Annotated in this window: 14 protein-coding genes; 3 read left to right on the top strand and 11 right to left on the bottom strand. The window is 36.3% G+C overall.

Features of this window, described 5'->3' with window-relative positions; translation table 11 throughout:
* Window positions 1–5: 5 nt before the first annotated feature.
* From EL260_RS24235 to EL260_RS24195, 9 genes are all read right to left on the bottom strand, one after another.
* Window positions 6–533: a hypothetical protein gene (locus EL260_RS24235; RefSeq protein WP_123858066.1), complete on the bottom strand. Its 528-nt coding sequence runs from the start codon at window positions 531–533 to the stop codon at window positions 6–8.
* Window positions 530–3,280, bottom strand: coding sequence for a COG1470 family protein (locus EL260_RS24230; protein WP_123858065.1), 2,751 nt, complete (start codon window positions 3,278–3,280; stop codon window positions 530–532). Before EL260_RS24230 ends, EL260_RS24235 begins: the two co-directional genes overlap by 4 nt.
* Window positions 3,273–4,073 (bottom strand): WxL protein host-binding domain-containing protein, encoded by an 801-nt coding sequence (locus tag EL260_RS24225; RefSeq protein WP_123858063.1) that lies wholly within the window; start codon window positions 4,071–4,073, stop codon window positions 3,273–3,275. Before EL260_RS24225 ends, EL260_RS24230 begins: the two co-directional genes overlap by 8 nt.
* 105 nt (window positions 4,074–4,178) lie before the next feature.
* Complete coding sequence (locus tag EL260_RS24220) at window positions 4,179–4,757, bottom strand: hypothetical protein (protein ID WP_123858061.1); 579 nt, start codon at window positions 4,755–4,757, stop codon at window positions 4,179–4,181.
* Between the two features lie 187 nt (window positions 4,758–4,944).
* On the bottom strand, window positions 4,945–7,287 hold the full coding sequence (locus EL260_RS24215) for a phosphocholine-specific phospholipase C (protein WP_123858059.1): 2,343 nt from the start codon (window positions 7,285–7,287) through the stop codon (window positions 4,945–4,947).
* An 82-nt stretch (window positions 7,288–7,369) separates the two neighbouring features.
* Window positions 7,370–8,890: a SusD/RagB family nutrient-binding outer membrane lipoprotein gene (locus EL260_RS24210; RefSeq protein ID WP_123858057.1), complete on the bottom strand. Its 1,521-nt coding sequence runs from the start codon at window positions 8,888–8,890 to the stop codon at window positions 7,370–7,372.
* 18 nt (window positions 8,891–8,908) lie between these two features.
* On the bottom strand, window positions 8,909–12,067 hold the full coding sequence (locus EL260_RS24205; protein ID WP_164466573.1) for a SusC/RagA family TonB-linked outer membrane protein: 3,159 nt from the start codon (window positions 12,065–12,067) through the stop codon (window positions 8,909–8,911).
* A gap of 298 nt (window positions 12,068–12,365) precedes the next feature.
* Window positions 12,366–13,970: an autotransporter assembly complex protein TamA gene (locus EL260_RS24200; protein ID WP_123858055.1), complete on the bottom strand. Its 1,605-nt coding sequence runs from the start codon at window positions 13,968–13,970 to the stop codon at window positions 12,366–12,368.
* A gap of 105 nt (window positions 13,971–14,075) precedes the next feature.
* Complete coding sequence (locus tag EL260_RS24195; protein ID WP_123858053.1) at window positions 14,076–14,864, bottom strand: SDR family oxidoreductase; 789 nt, start codon at window positions 14,862–14,864, stop codon at window positions 14,076–14,078.
* Window positions 14,865–15,278: 414 nt separating this feature from the next.
* Between EL260_RS24195 and EL260_RS24190 the strand changes: the two genes are divergently transcribed.
* From EL260_RS24190 to EL260_RS24180, 3 genes are all read left to right on the top strand, one after another.
* Window positions 15,279–18,167 (top strand): SusC/RagA family TonB-linked outer membrane protein, encoded by a 2,889-nt coding sequence (locus tag EL260_RS24190; protein WP_123858051.1) that lies wholly within the window; start codon window positions 15,279–15,281, stop codon window positions 18,165–18,167.
* Window positions 18,168–18,194: 27 nt separating this feature from the next.
* A complete protein-coding gene (locus EL260_RS24185; RefSeq protein ID WP_123858049.1) occupies window positions 18,195–19,703 on the top strand; it encodes a RagB/SusD family nutrient uptake outer membrane protein in 1,509 nt (502 codons plus the stop codon).
* A gap of 116 nt (window positions 19,704–19,819) precedes the next feature.
* On the top strand, window positions 19,820–21,646 hold the full coding sequence (locus EL260_RS24180; RefSeq protein ID WP_123858047.1) for an alkaline phosphatase: 1,827 nt from the start codon (window positions 19,820–19,822) through the stop codon (window positions 21,644–21,646).
* A gap of 310 nt (window positions 21,647–21,956) precedes the next feature.
* Here the strand turns inward: EL260_RS24180 and EL260_RS24175 are convergent, their stop codons facing one another.
* The gene (locus tag EL260_RS24175) at window positions 21,957–22,955 is read right to left on the bottom strand and encodes a phosphatidylinositol-specific phospholipase C (protein ID WP_123858045.1); all 999 of its coding nucleotides are present in this window, start codon (window positions 22,953–22,955) and stop codon (window positions 21,957–21,959) included.
* A 227-nt stretch (window positions 22,956–23,182) separates the two neighbouring features.
* Window positions 23,183–23,863, bottom strand: coding sequence for a hypothetical protein (locus EL260_RS24170; protein ID WP_123858044.1), 681 nt, complete (start codon window positions 23,861–23,863; stop codon window positions 23,183–23,185).
* Window positions 23,864–23,879: the final 16 nt, after the last annotated feature.

Below are 23,879 nucleotides of genomic sequence, written 5' to 3'. Positions count from 1 at the left end.
CCGTTTTATTCTGTAATAGTATAGACAATGGTAAGAACGGTATTGGTTTGTGCAGATAAATTTGCATACGTGCTTGGAACGAGGGATATCGTAAGGCGGTGTCCATTATTAACCCCATTGCCTGTGTAAGCTCCTCCAATACCACTTATGATGGTAATAGGAGTATTGGTGAGGGTTACTTGTGCAGAAGGAGTTCCTAAGGTCCCGCCTCCTGCTCCGGATGCTGCTGCTGCCTGTAGCCTGATATTCACTCCCGGAATGAGGGTAGTACCGCTAATAGCTGCTGTAATTCTCCTGGTAAGTCCTCCGGAAGTAATTGCAGAAGTATAATTGATCCACTTTGAAGTATCAGGTGTTGGGTTGGCAAGAGGATTTCCGGCTTCAGTAGGTGCTGTAAATTTTAAAGTAATATTTCCTGTTGGTTCTATATCCATTAAGGTCACAACAGGTAAAGTTAGAGTAATGTTTGCCTGAGAATATAATACACCCGAAAAAATAAAAGATGCTAGTATTAGGGAGTGTTTCAAAATCATTTCTTATTTTTTATTTGATTATATCCTACTTTTAAGGATTCCTGCTGATATTTAATTTCTATCTGTTGTTTAACAATCTGGATGTTGAGTTTTTTTATTTCTGAAGGTTTTAAAGTAATTTGAAATTTATCTGTTGAAATTTTATATCGTTTATCAAGACCATTTCTATACAGTTTAACTGTCCAGTCTCCCGGCCGGAGATAGGTAAAATCGAATGCTTCTCCTATAAAACATATTTTACGAAAAGTCTGATCGTTGCCAATGGCTTCTACAATGATGCTTTCTCTCTTATTTTTTCCTTTTTTAGTTTGTAATGTTTCAATATCCGTTTGATTTTTTTCTTCCGTTTCCGAAAGTTGGATATAGCCTTGTATATTTGCGGCTGTAGTGAGTCCGAAATTAAAAATGTTTTCCTTGTTATTAAGGGATAATGCTGCTGGAATTGAGAGGGTTGGGATATCATTGATTTCTATGGTGGAACGATCTATTTCCAGGAAATAATTACCTGGAATCACATTTTTAAATAAATAATTACCTTCTTTGTCTGTAACAGATAGATAGCTTCCCAGCATTAATCTTATGCCTTCCTTTTTTTTGATTCCAAGGGTATTGATATTACCGGATAACGAAACATATTCGGCAGTTCTTTGCACAGGAATATTTGGCCGCCAGGTATAGCGCATTGAAAATATAAAATCCTTATCTCCTATTTGTCCCCTTTGTAGTGAGTATCTTCCTGAAAGATCCAGGTCGTTTCCTGGAAATAATTGCTGGTGGAATAATAACTCAAATAAATTTCTGTCTTTAAAGTATTCCTCAGGCATGTAGTTGTTTTGGTAAAAAATGCTTAAGCTTGTTTTATCTGAGAACCTGCTAAACACTCTTGCTCCATAATACAACTGTTTTTGGTTTTGTAATTGATATCTGGAAGTCATGGCATAGCTTCCAAAGACGTTGAATGATGTTTTAAATTTTTCAAATGAGAGATTTGCGGAATATAACGTTGAATTTCCATTAAATCCTGTCAGATAATTATCTGTTTTTCCAAATTGCCCTTCAAGGTTAATCTGAAATACTCCGATATGCTGGTCTACAGAGACTCTAATGAAACGCTCATAATAATCAAACTGTTTAGGCTCTAAACGATCCTGGTATTTTTGATAGCCATTATTAAGCATTATAAAGCCATTGGAAAGGTACTTATACTGTATTCCATATTGAAAATATTTTCTGTAGGGAGCGGCCAGAAATAAGGTATCTCTCTGAAAGTTTTTAGCATCCTGCATATAATTGGCAAAAACATTGATTTTTTTCGATACTCTGTACTGAAGATATCCGCTGAAAGTACTGGTATTGGTAAAGTAGCCTGCAAATTGTGGGCTTGCTTTCATATACATCAGATTTCCATTCAACTTTTCAAAATTCACTTCAGCCTGCGCCATATAGGCTGTTCCTTCATTTTTCTTTGTGGTGCTATAAGCAAATTCTCCCGAAAGGTTAATGTTTTTCGAAACTTTGAATTTTCCTTTGGTATAAGGAAGATGAGCTTCAGAATCTAATTGGATATTCCTAAAATCAGAATTTTCCTTCATCGGTATTTTGTAAAGATATCCAACGGAAATTTCAGATTCTTTACGAATTTTAAATGCTGAGTAGATATTAAATTCATCCTTAATATCTCTGAAAAATCGGGGATGGTTGTAAAAACCCCCTAAACTTATTTTATTAAAATCATATCGGATTTCTGCCCCACGGCCATATCTGGCAAATTCAGTTAAATAGGAGGAAGAGTATGTTTTATCACCCAGATGAACAAATAATTTATCCCTTTTATAGTTCACAAAATATTCTTCATACTGAGTAAAAGTATTGAACTCAATAGGATTGTGGGTGGCGGCATGAAACTCAATCTGGTTTTTATTTTCTTTATCCAGTGTTCCTTTGCCATAGATTTCGCCTTGAAAACCGTCATGATAGACTCCCATATTTTTCATTCCGATGAAGGATAATGAAGCAACCACAGGAAGCCGATGATAGATATCCATGCTGGCAGGTTGTACGGATATCACGTGAGTACTGATATAAACGCTTTGATTTTCCTTAGGATCATCTTTAGAGTATACTGAAAGGTTTAGATTTTGAAATTCATTTTGCTCAAGCTCCGGATTGGTCTTCTTATATATGATAATCACTTTGGATTCATTTGGACTGAGCGTAATTGATGCGTCATGATCGATAACAGCATTTTTACTTTCCAGAGTAATGTTTTCAGTAATATTTCCATTGTTTTTTAAAAGGAAGGAAGCCCGGATGGTTTCTCCTGCCCGGGTAAACTCCGGTGAATCCAATGCAGTAAGGGAAAGCTTCCTGTTGACGGAAACCGTTATTTGTGAGGACTTTGTAAAAATGAGTCCCGTAGATCGATCCGTAATATGTAATACAATAGAGTAGTCGCCCTGAACAGCTTCTGTTGAGATACGTAGAGGAACAAGATATACAGAGGTTTCATGGGCCTGAATCTGAAATTCTCCTTTTGCAAGGATGGGAGTGATAAGCGGACTTGAAGTAGTGACAGAAATATCATACACCTTATTTTCAAGCGAATTGTTTTCCAGTCTGAAAGGAATAGAGGTAGACGTTCCCGGCATTAAACTATCTTTTTTACTCGCCAATCGGTCAGATGACTGTTGAGAAAAAGTAAATAACGGGAATAATATAAAAATTAATAACGTCCAGGTTTTAATCATTTTTTACTTCTAGTTCCACATTGAGTGCGAAAGCATTCTCATCTTCGTCCGTTGCTATAACAGTAGCCTTATACTGTGCAGGTGGTACTTTGCTGATATCAATGTAAAATGTTTTAGAAGTAGAAGGGAGTAACCCCATTGTCAGGCTTGAAAAAGTTCCTATTTTTTCGCCTGTTTTGCGGTTATAGATTTCAATAGATGCTGTAGGTTTGCAATAGAGATTTCCATTATTAGCTATAGCAATTTTTACAGTTTTTTTTCCTTCTTCTTTTTCTACTTTGATATTGTCAAATGTAAGGTCCGGTTTGGCCTTTTCTGTGTCGTAATCTGTAATGACCTGAATAGCATACCGTATTACAGAGGTAATGCTTACTCCAGGTTGTTTATCGCTGGGTTTGATATCATCTACAGGTTCTACGATGATAACACTCCAATAACTGCCGGGATCTATTGCCTGATTAGGAACAGTTATTTCATAAAACACTTCTGTTTTTTCTTTCCCTTTAAGGGTTACTAAATTTGTATTAAGTTTTATCCAATCTCCGTTAGTCCTTTTTTGAGTATGTAGAGCGGTATAATTAATCGTTCCGTCAGCATGATACGTAAAGTCCTGCAAAAACAATTTTACACTTTGAGGATTATTACTTGTATTCTCAATGGCAACTTTTCCTTTGTAAACTTTTCCGTTTTCTATTTTATAGGAATGCGTAAGCCCGTTAAGAACCACAATGCCGGCATGTAAAAAGCTAAACTGCAAAATCAGAGTGATTAGAAAAAGAATACGCTTTATCATTATGTCAAATTTGGAATTTTTATTATTGATAATACAAAAACAGGAAGAAACTGGAATCCAATTTCTTCTTGGTTTTGAAGTACAGAATCTAATTTTATTTAAATTCTAGTTATCTGATATGGTATAAGTAACAGTAGCTACAGTAGTGGCTGTTGCCTGCAGGTCTGCATAGGCTGCCACACCACCAGGCCCACTTCCTGCAGCAAGAGCATACGTAAGGTTATGGCCATTATTAGCACCATTTCCAGTATAGGCACTTCCGATTCCGGAAAGAATAGTCTGGTCAGCAGCACTTAATGTTAGTAGTCCTGCAGATGTTCCCAAAGTACCAGCTCCTGAGCCTGTAGCAGCGGCTGCTGTTACGTGGATATCTACTCCCGGAATGATAGCATTAACCTTTACACTCACATTGCGGGTAGGGTCTGCAACGGATTTGATAGAGGAATAATTAAGCCATAAAGTAGTATTGGCTGCGCTTGCTATAACAGGGTTACCAGCTTCTGTAGGAGCTGTGAATCCTAATGTAATGTTTTTGGTAGCGGCAGGTTCAATGTCTACCAGTGCAACTTCTGGGATAGAAATCGTTATAGTATGATTATCTGTATTAGTGTCCTGAGCACTCAGGTTTCCGGATATGGCTGCTGCAAATAAAGACATTGCAACGGTTAGTTTTAATTTATTCATGATCTTAATTATTAGTTAAGTGAAAATAATAAAAATCAATAGATTATGAAATAAATATATGATAATTTTTATATTATTGATGATTTTTCTATCGTAATGCAATATTATTGAATAATATTTCACTTTCTGCGTATGAAAAATCCTGTACGTTTGTACAGGATTTATGATGTTTTATAAGAATATAATTTTATGCCCAGTGTGGGTCTGAAACAGAAACTTTTCCTGTTTCCTGTCTTCCTGCAAAATGCCAGATATGCTCACCCAATGTTACTTTTAAGTCATACCAGCCTTTAAATGGGATAAGGTCAATCACTATTTTCTCCTCCGGTTTGTGGATAGAGATTGCTTTTTTAGTTTTTTCATACATATTTTCCAAGGTAATGCTTTCTTTTTGTCCGTTTTTAACAACTAGTTCAACTTGGCTTTTTGAAGTATTATTGATTAAGCTAATTTCGGATTCCGGAATATTGTTTCCTTTGAATTTTCGGAAGAAACCATTAGGACCGAAAATTTCATAATCATAACTTCCTGATTGTCTTGCGGGATGAGATAGTTCTTGCCCGGAATATAATGCATAAGAAAAATAATAATGATGATTGTTCAATTGGGTTCTGTCATAAAGATGAAGAGGAACTCCATTTTCTTTTGCATTAGTCATTCTAATCTTACCTGCTTCCAGATTCACATGAAAATTATAAGGAAGAGGATGGGAAGGTTTCATTCCTCTTTCCTGGATTTCAAGTAAATTATTCTTCAGTTCATTCTCAGAATACCATTTTAGCTGTGGAACAGGTTTATTTTTGGCTGCGTTAATGGTTTTAGCATAATCCTTTTGATCAAGATAGTCCATTTTAGGAGCTTTGATATTGGGAGCATTAAAAGCTGAAGTAAGGTCTCCACAAATAGCTCTTCTCCATTCGCTGATATTGTCTACATGAACATTTTTATTGAATTTCTTCAGGATAAATTTCTCCAGGAACTGCAAAACAGAAGTATGATCTGAAACTTCAGAATTAACAAAACCGCCTTTCGTCCATGGGGAAGCGATAATCATAGGTACTCTATAACCCAATCCTACTGTTCCTTCTGCTTTTTCATAATCCTTTAATGATGGATCAGACATATACTCCTGAGCTTTATCTACATATTCCACACCGCTTTTTCCATTGATATCAACCGGTTGGCTTGGATTTAGAGGGGGTGCAAAAGGGATCACGTGGTCAAAATACCCATCATTTTCATCATAATTGATAATGAAAATTGTTTTTTTCCACATTTCAGGATCTTTGGTCAGAATATTTAAAACCTCAGAAATATACCATGCTCCATACCATGGTGATCCGGGATGATCTGAGAAGTGTTCAGGAGCTACCAGCCAGGAAACCGAGGGCAATTTTTTCTCTTCCACATCCTTACGAAACTGGAAGAGTACATCTCCTTTGGGAACAACCAGTCTTTCTCCATGTTCATCTTTTCCAATTTCCAGATTGTGATAATCAGGATCTTTTGAATTCGTTGTAAAGGCTTTTTCGTGGAGGTTTTTCTCCTGCTGGGAAAGTTTTGAATAATTATCCGGATGATATTTTACCAGATCTTCCTGAAGTTCAGTAATGATGGCCTCCAGTCTTTCTTTCTGGTTAGGTTTTTTCAGGACCTCCTGATTCAGTGACGCAATGATATTGGGAATATGCTCATAGTATCCTTTTGAAAACTTAACATTAAATTTTGAAAACCATTCAATCGGATTATCTGTAAAATTACTTAGCCATGCTTCTTGTTCCCCTGATAAACCTTTTGGAAGGCTGATCTCATTTTGATAAATACGCCATGAAACATTTTGCTCCTCTAAAATTTCGGGGAAGCTTTTCCATTTTGCCTGTCTTGCTTTATCATAATCAATATCATCATTCACCACATTAGCTTTTGATTTACCATTTTGCTGTTCTCTAAGCGTTCCCGACCAATGAAAAAGTCTGTTGGGAGTGGTTCCAGTCATTGAAGAACAGAAATATTGGTCAAATATGGTAAAGGCATCCGCAAGCTGATAGTAGAATGGAAGATCTTCACGGTTGTAGTAGCCCAAGGTAAGCGGAATATTTTTATAGTTTTCGTTACCCGAAGCCTTAGCTTGAAGCCATTGGTCATATTTTCCTTTATTGAATGCCTGTTGCTGGTTTTCCCACGAATGGGGAAGGGAACTCATCCATGTTGATTTAGTATTTCTCAAATCCAGACGGGCCGGAGCTGCATATTTTCCTGTTTTCTCCTTTTGAAAAAAAGCGGAATGCCCATCCTGCTTAATAAAAGTCCTTTTATCCAGGAACCCACGAACTCCTTTGAGAGCTCCAAAAGCATGATCGAATGAACGGTTCTCCTGCATCAAAATAACTACATGTTCTGCATCATAAAAAGTAGACTGTGCAGCAGGTTCTATCGCTAAAGCCTTTAGAATAGCAGGGTGTAAAACATTTGAAGTTCCTAGTCCAGCTAATAAAATACTTGATTTTTCTAAAAATTCTCTTCTGTCCATGATCTATCGTAATAAGAAAGAAACCGCAAGTTAATAGGATTTTCCTGCGATTTCTTTGTTTTGTGTAAAAAAAATCAGATTCTTACTGTAACCACCAAGGTTTAGAGTTGATATTGTCATTTCCACCATATTGAGTGGTAAGAGCTGCCTTTAAATTGGTGCTGTTATAATTGTACTCAGACTGAGGATATCTGAATCTGAATGGTGCTGCTACACCAGGTTTTAAAGGATAATTAGGATATCCTGTTCTCAGGTAATCATAATAAGAAGTCCATTGTGACTGGTGGAACATAATCATGTACTTTTGAGTCATAATTTTTTCCAATTGTACCTGTAGGGAAGCGGAATTATCATAAACAACCAAAGGAGTAGCCAGGTATTGGTTGACATCAAATCCTGTAAAATATTGTCCTGAATTTTTTACGTAAGTCTGATAAAAACTGAAACTGGCTTTGATTCCATTGTCATAATGTGTTTTTGCTGATCCGGATATCCAGCCTCTGGCTGTTGCTTCTGCCAGGATAAACTCCAGTTCAGAGTAGCTTAAAATTGATGAAGGTTCGTTAGTTGGATCTTTGTAGAAACGGTCATTCACCTTAGAAATGTTTTTAGCAGTAATTAAGGCAGCGTTGTCAGAATATGGAGAAGTAGGATTTCCTCCATTATATCCGCTAAAATCTGTGATGGTTTTTCCTGCTTCTTTAGCTCCTGTAGTTTGAGAGGCAAATGTAAATAAACGTGGATCTTTTCTGTCTTTAAATAAGTTGATGAAATAATCTGCCATGTATAAACTGGATCCATATCCACTATTGTTGAACATAGAATATCTACTGTCTGCTGCGTCAGCAAACTTAAGTTCCCCATTATCTGAAATAGAGGTCATCAAAGGCTGGCTTCCTGCAATAGAAGCAAACTCTGTTGCAATATTGTAACTTCCAACGGTTGTTTTTTTAGATAGAGTGATTAAGATTTTCAAACGGAATGAATTGATGAGTTTTTTCCATTTGTTAGCATCTCCATTGAAAATAATATCTCCTTCAATTTTATCATTGGTATTAATAAGATCATTGGCTTCTTTTAATTCTGATAAAACTCCGGCCATCACAATATCCTGACTGTCGTATTTAGGTTGGGTAATCCCTGATTCACCTTTTACAGCTTCAGAATAGGGAATACTTCCCACTTTTAGACTTGTATTAAAGAAATAAAAAGCCCTTAGAAATTTGCCTACGGCAACATAGTTTTTATTATTTCTTTTTTCAGACTCCTGCATCATTTTTACCGTATTAAGAAGTCCTTTTGAATAGACTTCAAAAGAGGCGTCATTCCATTTCATGTACTGAAAAGGATTTTCACCATCAGTACCAATCATCATTCTTGAAGCATACATATTGTCTCCATTCACCCAAAAGGCATCTTTAGCAACATAGGTGAGAAGATATTTAGGATCAATACTTGCCTGATCATTCGGGTTTTCATTGATTTTATCAAGATTGGATTCACATGATGTCAATGCCAATACTCCTGCTGTCAATACAGATGTGATCAGTCTTTTTGCTTTTTTACTTTTTAAGTCTTTCGTTTTGAATATATTATTTTTCATTGTAATGTCGCCTTTAAATTAAAACTTAAGATTAAATCCGATTCCGAACCATCTGCTTGAAGGATCCTGAATATCATTAGCGATATCGCCTGTTCTTCCCGATCTGATCTGGAAGTCCGGATCTGAATAAAGGTTTTTAGACTTTTTCCACATAGCCAGATTGTAAGCCGAGATATTGGCAGTGAACCCTTTAACCATTCCTTTTGGATTCAATAGGGAAGAGAAGTCATATTCTAATACTACAGATCTTAACTTGATAAAGGTTCTGTCGAAAACATTAGCAAATTCTTCACTTTCATCCTGAGTGACTCTGGCCTGGTATGGATAATTCTGTGCCCAATCTTGGAAGTTGATAGGATTGGTATGCTGAGTATAAAGCCCTGTTGCAGGATTGTAATTCACTCCATCCGGTACAAAATAATACTTTCCAGGATTGGCATATTCAAGATCTCTGTAGGCAACAGAATTCGGGTGTTTTCCGCCCCACCACATTTTTTCAACGACCTGAGATCTCATGATTCCACCGATGCTTCCATCAATTCCGATATTTAAGGATATTTTTTTATACTTGAAGGTATTGTTGAAACCAAAAGTCCAGTCCGGATTGAAGTGCCCCAGATTACTTGGAGCATTAGCTTTTGTTGGCATTCCTGATTTGGCATCCAGAATTACCTTTCCATCCGGAGATTTTTGCCATGTGTAATCATAGTAGCTATCCATTCTTTCTCCTAACTTGATATTGTTGTAGTTAGGCATGTTATCATAAATAGAAGTTAGCTTTTGTTCATACGTACTCCAGTTGATTAATGTTTTCCAGGTGAAATCAGTAGTCTTTATTGGGACCATTCCGAGGGAAATTTCGAATCCTTTTGTAGTATATTCATTACCATTCACATACTGAGAGACAAAACCTGATGACTCAGCACTTGGGAACTCCAGAATATTGTTGTAATCAAGAGTTCTGAAATAAGTAGCATCTAAAGTAATTCTGTTATTGAAAAGACCGGCACTTAATCCCAATTCATAAGATTTGGTCTGTTCAGGTTTCAATGTATTTTCTACATTTAGGATGGTAGGATACAAATAGGTTGGATTACCATTAAAACTAATTCCTTTATTATTTGAATAATAATTTCTGATAGAGTAAGGTTGGAAATCATAAGCTACTTTTGCCCATGAAGCAGAAAGTTTAAGCATATTGACAGCCTCAGGCATTTTTACCAGATTGGAAATTACAGCACTGATGGATGCAGAAGGGTAGAAGTAAGATCTATTGGCTTTGGGTAAAGTAGAAGACCAGTCATTACGTCCGGAAATATTGATGAAGAACGCATTGTATAACCCGATATCAATCGTAGAATAGGCACTGTAAATTAGCTTTTCTTTCAGATAAGTGTAATTTTTGAGAGCTCCGATGGAATTGTCAAATGAATATATTTCCGGGATCTTTAAACCGTCGGTAGACATTTCATTCCTATTATTTTTAAAGTAAAATGCTGAACCTCCGGCATTGATCGTAAAATCAAAATTCTCAGAGATTTTCTTTTTATAAGTAGCCAAAACATCGTAGTTGAGGTTCCAGGTTTTCAGATCTTTTACAATATATCCACCACTTCTTGGAGCGCTGTAATTGAAATAAGAATAGGGACTGAATGTTTCCGATTTGCTATGATTTTCAACAAGGGAAATTTTTCCTTTTACGGAAAGGTCTTTTGTTGCCTTATATTCTAATCCGGTTTGGGCATTAATAATATTGGTCCTGTTTTGATTTTTATAGTATTCAGCTCCGAACCATGGGTTATTGTACCATGCATAATTCCAATTAGCCTGAGCTCTGCCTTCTTTTCCTGGAATCCACATGTGGTTTTTTAGGGCATTTCCATCCACATCAGCCCCCATCCAGATCAAGATGGTATACATGTGTCCACTAGGGTTGTACTCGTAATTAGGAACGTTAGGAGTAAAAGCCTGATTGAAATTAAATTTTGTATCAAAGATGAACTTGTCTCCAAGGTGATTTTCAGAAGAGAAATTAACTCCGTACTTCTGTAGATAAGAGTTGGGAACCCTGTCATCATAATTCATGAAGTTCCCCGAGAACCTGTAGATATCTTTGTTATTTCGATAGCTGATCGCAAAATTATTATTGTTGATAATAGCAGGCTTTAAGAAAGTATTTAAATTATCATGGTATTTCCAGTCGATGGGAACCCTTTCATATCTTGCTTTATCATTATACTGAGTACCGGTTACAGCTCCATACCAAGGAACGACCTGTCCGGTTACTTTATCTCTGATCGGGCTGTTCCATTGAGCAAGCTTTAGTCCTGGAACAAATTTGGGTCCCCAGATCATATCGCCGTCATTTACGCCGCCATCAGCTCCATCCCAGAATTCATACTTTCCCTGAGAACCATTACCATATTCGGTCTGAGTTTTTGGAAGATTGGTGAACCCTCCTGTAATCATTGTGTTTTGAGAAAACTCTACAGAGAAGCCTTTCTTCTTTGCGCTTTTTGTGGTAATCAGAATTGCTCCATATCGACCTCTTGAACCATAAAGCGCAGAAGCGGTAGCTCCTTTCAAGACGTTGATGTTTTCTATATTGTTAGGATCTAAATTTTGAAAAACTTCTTTTTCTACAATCACTCCATCAATAACAAATACCAGATTAGAATTTCCCCTTAAGGTAAATTGTGGAGCCTGCTGCATTCCGGTTGGATTGGAAACATTCAAACCGGCTACCTGTCCTGAAAATAAATTTCCAATACTTGGCGTGGTAATGGTTTCAAACTGTTTGGTTCCTACTTCCTGGGTAGAATATCCAATCTTTTCCTTTTTCTTAGCAATTCCCAAAGCGGTAATAACAACACCTTCAATCTGCTTCTCATTGGTCTTTCTTAGAACAATAGCGTATTGTTTTTTTGAAGAAACCTCGACCGTGTAAACGGAAAAATCGGGAGAAAAGAATTCCAGGATATCTTTCGGGTTGGCTGAAATGGTAAAATTCCCATTTTCATCTGTTATCGTTGTTTTTCCTGTGTTTTTATCGGTAATATTTACTCCTGAAACGCTGGTTCCATTTTCAGATTTTACATTTCCGGAAACGGCAATCTCCTGAGCTGTAATATATAACGGAAGTAAAAAAACGGCAAACGTAGCTAAAGTTTTCTTCATTCTTTTTGAATGCAAATTTAGCCGAGTACTATTACGTAAATTTTACGATCATATTAAGATAAAAATACAATTTATATATTTTTTAACAGAAATAATTAATGAAATGGTAAAGTGGAAAAGTGTTGCTGTATAAGTGATTTTTACTTTATTATACAAGGCTGGATGCTAGAATTCAGAGATTGGAAGTTTAAGAAATTTTGAAAATAGTTGAAACATATTCTATTAATTATTTAATAATAAAATAACGATTAAAAATAATAACCTCATAGTAACTTTAGGTCCCAGTTTACTTTCTCTCTTAGAACCTGCTCAGAATTCCCCAGTGGATCTTTATGTCATTGAATTTAAATGGATTTCCAAACTCGTTACCATTCGACAGCTGGAAACTCATTAATCCTATTGGAATGAAGAAATTGAAACCAAGTCCAACGCTGTAAAGTTTGGGCTTTACATTCAGTGATTTATTATTGAGCTGCCCATACTGGCCAAAGAGGTCAAAGAAGGCTTGGTTACCTATGAGATAGCGATATTCCAAACTACCGTAATAATAAAAGTCGGCGGCGAGGGAGTTCTCATTAAAGCCCCGCATGGAATTCCATCCACCAAAACGGTAAAGTTCATTAGCCGAAAACTCAATTTTAGAATCCATCATAGCACCTTCTCCTTTGATATTGAGGAAGTGGTTTCCTGAAATATGATAATTATGTTCCCCAGAGAAATAAAACTGGTTTTGGGCAGCTTTTATATTTCCTTTGGTATAAGTAGTTGTTAAATAATCGTATCCGGCATTGATTCTTGTTTTGTAAAGAAAAAGATCAATATCAGTAGGCTCGGTCATTTCAAACCAGATCCCGATCCCTTTTTTGTTGTAATCTTTTCCAATAGCATACAAAGAATCTATCACTGTTGAGGTTTCCAAGGTTGCTCGCAGACCAATTTTGTTACGATTATTGATATGGTAATAGAAAGCAGGAAGGAATTTTACATTAGCAAATGTAGAATCTTGTCTGTAAATATTCACCTTTGTATTCATCCCGACATTGGATTTAAAAAGATAAGGAATGTCTACCTGAAGATCAAAGGTCTGGCCTTTGTCAGGGTTTCTTTGCCAATACAGACTCACGGCTTCGAAGCCATTGAACATATTTCTGAAATTTACATTCATGGTACCATTTAAGGTAAACTTATCAGTCTTATCATTTCCGAAACCAATGACTCCATCAAAGGTGTTGGTCTTTTTCTTTTGCAAAAACAAATAAATATTGGTGGAATCCTTGGTGAATAAAGTCTGTGGCTGCCGATCCAGCATCACAAAAGGATGGCTTTGAAAACTTTTGTTGACAGCTAAGAGGTTCTTGTCATCATAGTTTTTTCCTTTGAATTCCTTTTCAAGATTTTTAATGAACCTTTTTGGAACTTTATCATACCCTTTTACAACAAAACCATTGATCGTTCTTTTATCATTCTTGTTGATATCCAGCTCTACAATAGGATATCCGTTTTTCTGACCTTTGTATTTTGATTTGATTCTGCTGAATGAATACCCCTCATCAATATAACTTTTATTAATACTTTTTTTGGTGGAATCTAAATTTTTAGTGAAGAAATCTTTCTGAACTTTCAATTTCTGAACAATGGAATCAGAAAGATTCACATAGGTTTCATTAAAGTTTTTTCCTTTGTCGAAAAAAATCTCTGTACTGTCACCTTTTACTTTTACCTCCTTCAGCTGAGTGAAAAAATAATTGTTCTGAGTTAGAGAATCCAGAAACTTTACAGCAGAAGTTGAATCTTTTACTTTTTTTCTGACCTTTGTTTCAGTATCAATAAGCCAATACTGTTTCTTCTGCGCTTGTGTAAAAACGCAGAACAGAACAAAAAATATTTTTAAAAATAACTTCAATTGACCATTCCGAATATAAGTTGAAGGCTTGTGGAAAAATACAAAGATTCTTCACTGCATTTCATTCCGTTCAAAATGACAATGCGTTTTATCAATCAACTAATTTTAATCCAGTTTATTATATTTCTTCATTAAATTCTCATAAATTCCTTGTGGAAGAATCCATTTCAACGGAACTCCGATTTTCTGCCCGAATTTACCAAAATAATAATGAGCTTTCCATTTATTCTTTCCTAAAAGTTTTTCAATGTATTCTGCTACCTCCAGTGGTTCAGTTCCCTCGTCTACATGAGCATTCATCAAAGCATACACTTTATCGAAAACATTTTTATAAGGCTGGGAAACCTGGGCAATCACTCTATTGTCTGCAATATTGGTTTTAATATCACCCAAATGTAAAGAGCACACATCGATATTCCAAGGATACACTTCATACCTCATCGCTTCCGTTACTTTATCCAAAGCAGATTTTGAGGCAGAATAGAACCCGCGGAAAGGTAATCCCATTTCACTTCCGATACTGGATACATTAATGATTTTTCCGAATTTATGTGCTCTCATTGTAGGAAGAACCGCGCTCATCATCTGAACAGGCCCGGCAAGATTAAGGCTGAAAAGTTTAAGGATATCTTCTTTGTTAGAATCTTCCACAGCACCTACCATTCCCATTCCGGCATTGTTGATAAGGACATCAATTTTGGTTTCTATTTTCAGGACCTCAGCAATAGCATTCTGAACAGCGGTGTTATCAGTAACATCTGTCGGGATAGATTTAAAATACTGACTTTCCGTATATTTTCGGCTTAAACCAAATACTTTGTGTCCTTTTTTACCGAAGTATTCGGCCAAAGCAAATCCAATTCCGGAGGAGGTTCCTGTGATGATAATGGTCATTTAATTCGTACTGTTTTTATGAGTTTCATTTTTCCTGGTCATTACTAATCCGTTTTTTTGATGCTCGGTGAGCAGGAAAATCTATTTTCAGCAAATGTAAAAAAAGAAAAGGGAAGTCTGTCATTTATTACTCTGGAATACTTCAGCAGAAAGATGTGAAATCTGTTATTCCATTATTATTTATTACCCCCTGATGGATGACAAACTTAAAATAAAGTTAATCTCAGTTATGCATAGAATATTTCAGGAATAATTATTTTATTAATTTATTGTATTGAAAATAAGAGTATTAGTTTTTGGGTGAGAAATCGAGGCTTGTTGAAAAACTAAAATTTCTTAATAAAAACATAAGGAAATCTTAATGTAACAGGAGGTGGGGCTGTTCTAATTTTGCATCTAATTAAAAAGGATGTCATGAATGTATTTAAAATCCCTGTCTCAGTAACATACTTAACGGGTAGGGTATTACTTATTGGTGCAATTTCAGCTTCACCGATGTTCCTCTCTCAAAAAAAAGATAGTTTAAAAGAAAAATCCATCGATGAGATTGTTGTTGTTGGATACGGAACGCAAAAGAAGAGTAAGGTTTCCGGTGCTGTTTCGGAGGCTTCATTGGATAAACTTACTTCCAGATCTCTGTCTGGAGTAGGGGAAGTTCTCCAGGGAAAAGCTCCCGGAGTAACTGTTGTGAACGAAGGTGGAGATCCTAATGGCTCTCCTAAAGTAAATATCCGTGGTCTGGGCGGGGTGAATGGAGAATCTCCTCTTTATGTTGTGGATGGCGTTGTTTTTAACGGAACTCCTGCTATTAACCCTAACGATATTCAGGATATTTCTGTGCTTAAGGATGCTTCAGCAGCTATTTATGGAGCAAGATCTTCCGGAGGAGTGATCCTGATTACTACCAAAAGAGGTAAAAAAGGAACCTTGACAGTAGATTTTGATGTTAAATATGGAATTAATCAGGCGTGGAGGTTAAAAAAATCTTTAAATGCTGCAGAGTTCCAGGATGTAATGAGGCAAGCGTATGAGAATGCGGGAAAACTGAGCAACCTTCCATTGGCATTCAATGCAGATCAATATGCTGACGGAAGAATTACCCGAACCGACTGGATGAAAGAGATCTTCCGTACAGGGACTATCCAGGAATATAATGTAAATCTTAGCGGAGGAGGTGATAAATCCAAATTCTTCGTAGGAATGAACCATAGAAGTCTTGAGGGAATTTTATTAAATACGCAGGCAAAACGATACAATTTCAGAGTAAATTCTGAACATAAAGTGAAAGACTGGTTGACCATCGGAGAGAATATGTATTATAATTATTCTGACGGAAATACAGCCAACACAAGGAACGGATATACAGGAGCTTTGGTTGCGGCAATGTACTATCCACCCAACGTTCCGGTATATACACCATCAGGAGCCTTTTCAGGATTGCCAATTGATGTGGCAGGAGGATATGGAGATATGATTAACCCTGTTGCTTATTTGAAAAGAATCAGCATTCAGAATCCTACCCATGAGATTTTGATCAATCCTTATATCGAAATTGCTCTAGCTAAAGATTTGAAATTCAAATCCAATTTTGCTCAAACATTTAAAATTGGAAATGTTAAAGAATTTACTTCCAGAGTGTTGGAAGTGGGAAAGATTTTTGATACCAACAGTTTGGAATATCAGAATAACAATATATCCACTTCTCTGGCAGAGCAGCTCCTTACTTATAAATTCACAACAGGTAAACATAGTTTTGACTTCCTTGCAGGGTTAACATTCCAGAAAACCACTGAAGATGGGTTCCGTGCAAAAACTTTTGATTTCAGGAATGAAGCCGAAGTTTTCAGATATCTTCAAAATGCAGCTGATACTTATAGAGAAGCAGATAGTTATAAATACAAAAGTGCTTTAACCTCTTATCTGGCAAGAGTAAACTATGACTATGCAGGAAAATATATGATTAGTTTATTGGGAAGGAGAGATGGAACATCTTTAGTTTCTAAAGAAAAACATTTTTCTGATTATTATTCCATTTCAGGAGCATGGATGGTATCCAAAGAAAATTTCATGAAAGATATTGTATGGCTCTCCAGCCTGAAATTAAGAGGAAGTCATGGTATTTTAGGAAACCTTGGTGGGGTTTCTTATCAGGCAGTGAATCCGCAGATGATCCGTGATAATAATATTATTTTTGGCCAGGATCCATCGCAGAATATTGCTTATTATGTAAAGACAATGGCTAACAATACTTTGACATGGGGAAAATCGGAACAGACTAACTTTGGGGTGGATGCTTCTTTCTTCCGTAACAGGCTTTCTATGCAATTTGATTACTTTGTGAAGAAGTCAACCGATCAAATCTTCAATGTCACCCTTCAAAGTACAGCAACCTATATAGATCGTTATGTAAATGCAGGACTATTCGAGGATAAAGGATATGAAGTAGGAATTAATTTTAACGGTAAAAATACCGGAGATTTTACCTATTCCATTGGAGCAACATTGAGTCAACTAAAAAACACGGTGAAGCAATTAGCTGATGTAGATGAGATCTTTATCAACAGTAATAACATACGTGGAGTCTTGAAGCCTACCCGTGTAAAGGTGGGAGAATCTCTTTATTCTTATTATGGATATAAAACCGATGGGATTTTTCAGAGCCAGGCAGAAATTAACAATTATAAAGATGCCAATGGTAATCTTATTCAGCCTAATGCTAAACCGGGAGATATTAAATTCCTGAAAAAAGAAGGCAATACCGGAGTATTGAATAACAATGATTTTGTAAACCTTGGGAATCCATATCCAAAGTTCTCTTACGGATTGTCTTATAATATGACCTGGAAGAACTTTGACCTTAACTTATTCTTCCAGGGTGTTTATGGAAACAAAATATTCAACGGATTGAAATTTATTTCTTTAAATCCAGGGGGAACAGGACAGAATTATAATATGGACAGAGATATTCTGAATGCATGGACTCCTCAGAACACCAATACCAATATTCCAAGAGTGGTACAGGGCGATCCGAGTGGTAATTACTCTAAAGTATCTGATTTCTATGTGGAAGACGGTTCTTATTTGAGGCTTAAAAACCTTACGGTTGGATACTCGCTACCAAGAGAGCTTTACAAAAAACTTGACGTGAATAAAATCAGAGTGTATGTGACCAGCAATAACCTGTTCACCATTACTAAATATACAGGCTTTGATCCTGAAGTAGGAATGGAGAGCTATGGTGTAGATACCGGAAGATATCCTCAGGCCCGTTCATTTATTTTCGGACTGGAAGTCGGGTTTTAATCTAAAAACAAATTTAAAAGTAAAAAGATGAAGATTTTCAATACAATAATTTTAATAACAGGGCTGTCTGCATCAGTATTATCATGTACCAATGAACTGAATATAGAGCCGGAAGGTACTCCAACTGAAGCTAACTTCTGGAAAAGCGAAAATGACCTGATTACCGGAGCTAATGCAATGTATAAACCGCTTTCTGACAGCGAATTTTATGGAAGAGGCTTTTTCTGGTTTATTAATGCCAGTGATGATATGGTAACAGGAAGATCAAAAAGTGAGGCAGACAATGTGAAGAATTTTAGCAGTAATTATATTGCTGCCGGAGATCTGGAAACCCAATGGAACAAAAGATATACAGTAATTGGTGTTGCGAATCGTGTTATCCGTAATATTGATAATATTCAGACTTCACAAGCTATCAAAAATAAGTATCTGGGAGAAGCGTTGTTTATGAGCAGCAGAATGTATTTTGAAATGGCTTACAGTTATGGAAATGAAAAAGCTGGTATTCCAATCATAGACCGTACGAAAGAACCGGATCCTAACCCAATTCCAAGAGCAGCCAATGTCATGGAAAACTACAATTATATTGTAAATGATCTGAAAAAAGCAGCAGAATTACTGCCTAGCCAGGAAGAACTTCCAACCAAAGATTATGGAAGACCCCATAAAGCCGCAGCTTGGGCATTGCTGGCAAAAGTATATCTGTTTATGAAAGATTGGAAGAATGCAGAATATTGGGCGAATGAAGTAATGACTAAAGGAAACAGAAATCTACTGAATAATTTTGGTGATGTTTTTAAAGCTGAAAACAATTATAGTTCAGAATATATTTGGTCAGTCCCAAGTACTACTAAATTTAATGGCGTAGGAAGTATCCTTCCGGGGGTAATGTTAGAAAACAAAGGTTGGGGAAAATATAATGGCTGGGGATATTTCCAGCCCACAAAAGAGTTGTATGATGAATATGAAACCGGAGACCTTAGACGAAGTGTAACCATCCTTAAAGAAGGAGATCAGTTTACTTTTGATGGAGCGGTAAGAACGTATGCTACCTCAAACTCCCTTACAAAAGCCCAGTTTAACAAATATATGGATGCTTTCAAATATCCATTTAAAGAAGGGCACGTAAATGCTAATGGAGATTATCCTTGTACAGACCTTGCAGTTCCTATTATGCGTTATGCTGAGGTAATTCTTATTAAAGCGGAAGCATTGCTTATGCAAAATAAACCTGCAGATCAGGAAATCAATATGATCAGAAAACGCGCTGATCTTACTTCTAAAAGCGGTTGTACAATGGCAGACCTGAAACATGAAAGACGCTGCGAGCTTGCCGGTGAATGGGCTGACAGACACAGAGACCTTGTCCGTTGGGGAGATGCACAGGCAACGTATGCTAAACCCCTTCATGGAATGGACGGAAAAGAAGCTTGGGCTGCAAGAAACTTTAATCCGGCAATCCATAATGTTTGGGCGGTGCCTCAGGTTGAGATTGTAAACAGCCACGGCGTTATTAAGCAAAACGAAGGTTGGTAAAATTTTAGTCATATATATTATCACTATATCATTGCAGAAATTCTGTGATGATATAGTCTTTTTAAAAAGGAAGGTGAAAGATTACATATGACGTATAAAAACAATACAATAAACGAATGAAACTATCAAAAATATTGGGTTTACTTGCTATTGCTGTTTTCTCTGAAAACCAGGCGCAGAATTATTTGAATTATAATGTAGGAAATGCCCATTCTCATAATGATTATATGCAGGAAATCCCTTTTTGGCAAGCGTATTATGCCAATTTCGGGTCTATTGAAGCAGATGTTTTTCTGGTGAAAGGAAAGCTTTGGGCGGCCCATACGGAAAAAGAACTTTCTGCAGACAGAACGTTGGAGAATCTTTATCTGGACAATATTTCAAAGCAGATCAAACTGAACAAAGGAAATATCTATAAGGATACCACTAAAAAGCTACAATTGTTGATCGATATTAAACAGGATTATAAGACAACCCTGAGCGCTTTGGTCAATACATTGAAAAAATATCCTGAAATTACGGGTAATTCTGGAGTGAAAATAGTGATTACAGGCGGAAGACCTCAGCCAGGTGATTTTAAAAACTATCCCAATTATCTTTATTTTGATGGAGATCTGAATAAAGATTATTCTACCGACCAGTTAAAAAGAGTGGGAATGTTCAGTGCAGATTTGCCAGAACTGGTAAAATGGAACGGAAAAGGAATTCCGAGAGACGAAGAAACGGAGAAAATCAAAAAGGCTGTAGATAAGGCCCATGCTCAACAGAAACCGATGCGTTTCTATGGAGCTCCTGATTTTCCTAATGCCTGGGTAAATCTGATGGATATGGGAGTAGATTATATCAATACCGATCATATTCCGGATTTAAAAAAGTTCATGAATACCATTCCAAGGAATTTCTATAAAAATACCAAAGAATATGCTACTTATGCACCAACTTATAAAACAGATGGAATCAGTAAAAAAGTAAAAAATGTAATTCTTTTAATTCCGGATGGAACTTCCTTACCTCAATATTATGCAGCTTTTACAGCTAATAAAGGAAAGCTGAATGTTTTCAATATGAGATCTACAGGTTTATCCAAGACCAATTCATCGAACGCCTATATTACTGATTCAGCACCAGGTTCTACCGCCTTTTCTACAGGAGTAAAAACAAAAAATACATTTGTTGGGGTAGATGGAACAGGTAAATCCCTGGCCCAAATTCCAGATATTATTGCTGCAAAAGGGTTAGTCTCCGGATTGATCTCTACCGGCGATGTAACCGATGCAACACCAGCGGATTTCTATGCTCATTCTGATAACAGAAATAGTTCTGAACCTATTCTAAAAGATTTTGCAACCTCCAAAACAAAAATTCTGATTGGTGGCCCTACGAGCGGATTGACACCGGAAACAGAAAAGAAATTGAAAGAAGCAAAAGTAGATTTATACCATAGTCTTACATCAGCTGAAAAAATAAACAACAGAACACTGATTATTGATCCTTTGGCCTCACAACGAGTAACAAGCGGAAGAGGAAACTGGTTAGCAGATGCTTTTGATCTTACCTTAAATGACCTGAAGAATAATAAAAAAGGATTCTTTATGATGGTGGAAGCTTCCCAAACTGATGGCGGCGGACACAGCAACAATATTGAACAATTGGTTACGGAGTTACTGGACTTCGATCATGTGGTAGGAAAAGCAATGAAATTTGCTGATGAGAATAAAGAAACTTTAGTAGTCGTAGTGGGAGATCATGAAACCGGTGGTTTAACACTTTTAGATGGAAGCCTGAAAGAGGGTTGGGTATTCGGAAATTTTAGTACCAACGACCATACTTCTATTCCGTCAAGTGTTTTTGCCTATGGCCCGAATTCCAAAGAGTTCACAGGATTATTTGAAAATACGGAAATTTTCAACAAAATCATGGCCGCTTATGGCATTGAAAAATAGCTGAATCCAATCAACTTCTATTCTTAATAAAAAAGTAGTCTCTATCTGATAAAGACTACTTTTTATTTGTTGTCAATATCACGGCATTAAAAAGACATCCAATGAAAACCGCCAGATTTTCAAGACTTTAGTGTACTTATTTTATTTCCCATAGATTGCACGGATTTACGCAGAGACTTACGGATAAGAAAATTATAGTATTGATTATTATGGCCAACAAATAATCTGCATTATCTGCTCAATCTGCGAGAGTAAAAAAGCTGCCTCAACAAAGAGACAGCTTCAAGACTACAATTTATATTTAACGATACTAAAAATTCGTTTTTACAATCAGTTCTGCCAGTTCAGCATTCACAAAATCCATAGGCATTATCCCATACGATCCTTTTGTATTGCTTTGGAAGAACGTTTTAAGTTTTGGATTGATGGCGTTGGAAACCGTAGGAATACTAGGAATTCCGAATATCCCTGGTTTATAACCACTAGTGAAATTGATGAAAAGCTTGTCGCTACTGCTGTTTTTAGCTTCATTGAAGAGATTGGAAATTCCGTTCCATTTATCATCATTATTGGTAACCTTATAGTAATCCTGAACTTTCAACTGAGCTCCCGGATTATTGATTTCAAAGGTTGTGTTATCTGCCCATGAAGTAGCATTAATACCTTTAGCGGTGTTGGCTGAAAATCTTCTGAGTAGTCTGATTTTTCCTCTTACCTCTCCAAGAGTAGGAATCGTAGTTCCAAGATTCCATTTTGAAGGATTTTTCTGAATATATGAATCAAAAGTACTTTCAAAACTTCTTGTTGTGTTGGAAGCGTCATGTTCTTCTTTTACAGACATGATGATGGTTTCCGATGGATGACTTTCAAGGAATGAATAACAAGCATTAAGGACATCATCAAAATTTAAATTCTGATAAATAGCACCATGATGAATGGTAAATGAATTATCAATATGTCTGCAACGGATATCCAGAAATCGAACTCCTGCATTCAGCTGCTCAGCAATACTGAGGTTTTGTGTTTTCGCTGTACCTGTAACTACAGGAGCATCTATACGTGCTCCAGAATCATGAGTTCCGGGAATAGAGATTTTTGAAATTGAAATATTATCCTGCAGGCCAGCCATCCAGCTGTTCATTTCCAAAGGAACGGCTGATGCCATTTTGTAATTTGCTTTATTAACAGAGGTAAGACCTGTGTCATTAGAATCTCTTTCTGCCATATCTTCCGAACATGAGTAGAATACAGCTGCCGTTGCAATACTAAGTGTAAAAATTTTTACATATTTGATTGGGTGCTTGAACATAGTTTATATTTTAATTGTAGCTAAAATTAAGAATATGTCAAGCAATGAGGAGTTAACTTAGTTTTAAGAGATGATTAAGTTGTTGTGTAGGTTAGTAGATAGAAGAGAGAAGTACTTGAGTCGGGGATGAGATATTTTCCTTTTTTATATACTGAAATAGTAGGTAAAAAGTCTACAATAGCTTTTCCGGGGTAGATAACCTTCAGCTTCCATCATCTGTCTTCTTCTTAAAACACAAAGTCTTCTTTCATTCCCGGAATTTTGAATCTATATTCTCCCATTTTGAAATTATCCATTGTAATAAGAGGCTGAATTTTATGAATAAACTCCTTATGAATATTTTCTGGTACTTTTGCCTCATCATCACATGATGAGTACTCTCTGTCTACAATGACTTTTCCGGTAGAAAAATTGATTTCATTGGTAAAATCAAATTCGCAGGTATCTTTAAAGTTATCATAGGAACCAATCAGGTAAAAATCACCATTTTGAAATCTGAAGGTATATTTATTAACCTGAGTATGCCTTGAATTGCTGAAAAAGCTTTGTTCCACTACCAGGCAATTATTTTTTATCTGGATGTTAAGAATATTATCATCTGGGTAAAAGCCTAATCCGCTTGAATAGAGTAGAGAGGAATTCTCTTTCCAAATTTTAGCTTGTCCCTGTTCATTTTTCAGGATATAGAAAACTCTTTGATAATCTTTTTTCCCAGGAGCTCTTTCATAATCAGATGCCGTTTTATCGGTATCAAATACAATAACCGTTTCTTCTTTTCCGTCTTTATCCAAATCCCCTTTGATCTCAGTTACTTTTTTGTAACCTTTTGGAAAAGAGAAGTTTTTCAGATTTTGAGCATACGATAGAGTGGCCAGTAGGATGAAAATAAAAGAAAATATCTTTTTCATGGGGAATAATATTCAG

Origin of the sequence: Chryseobacterium nakagawai, assembly GCF_900637665.1 — a bacterium.
Classification (GTDB): Bacteria; Bacteroidota; Bacteroidia; order Flavobacteriales; family Weeksellaceae; genus Chryseobacterium; species Chryseobacterium nakagawai.
The sequence above is the reverse complement of the archived record's forward strand: the minus strand, read 5'-3'. Positions and strand labels throughout refer to the sequence as shown.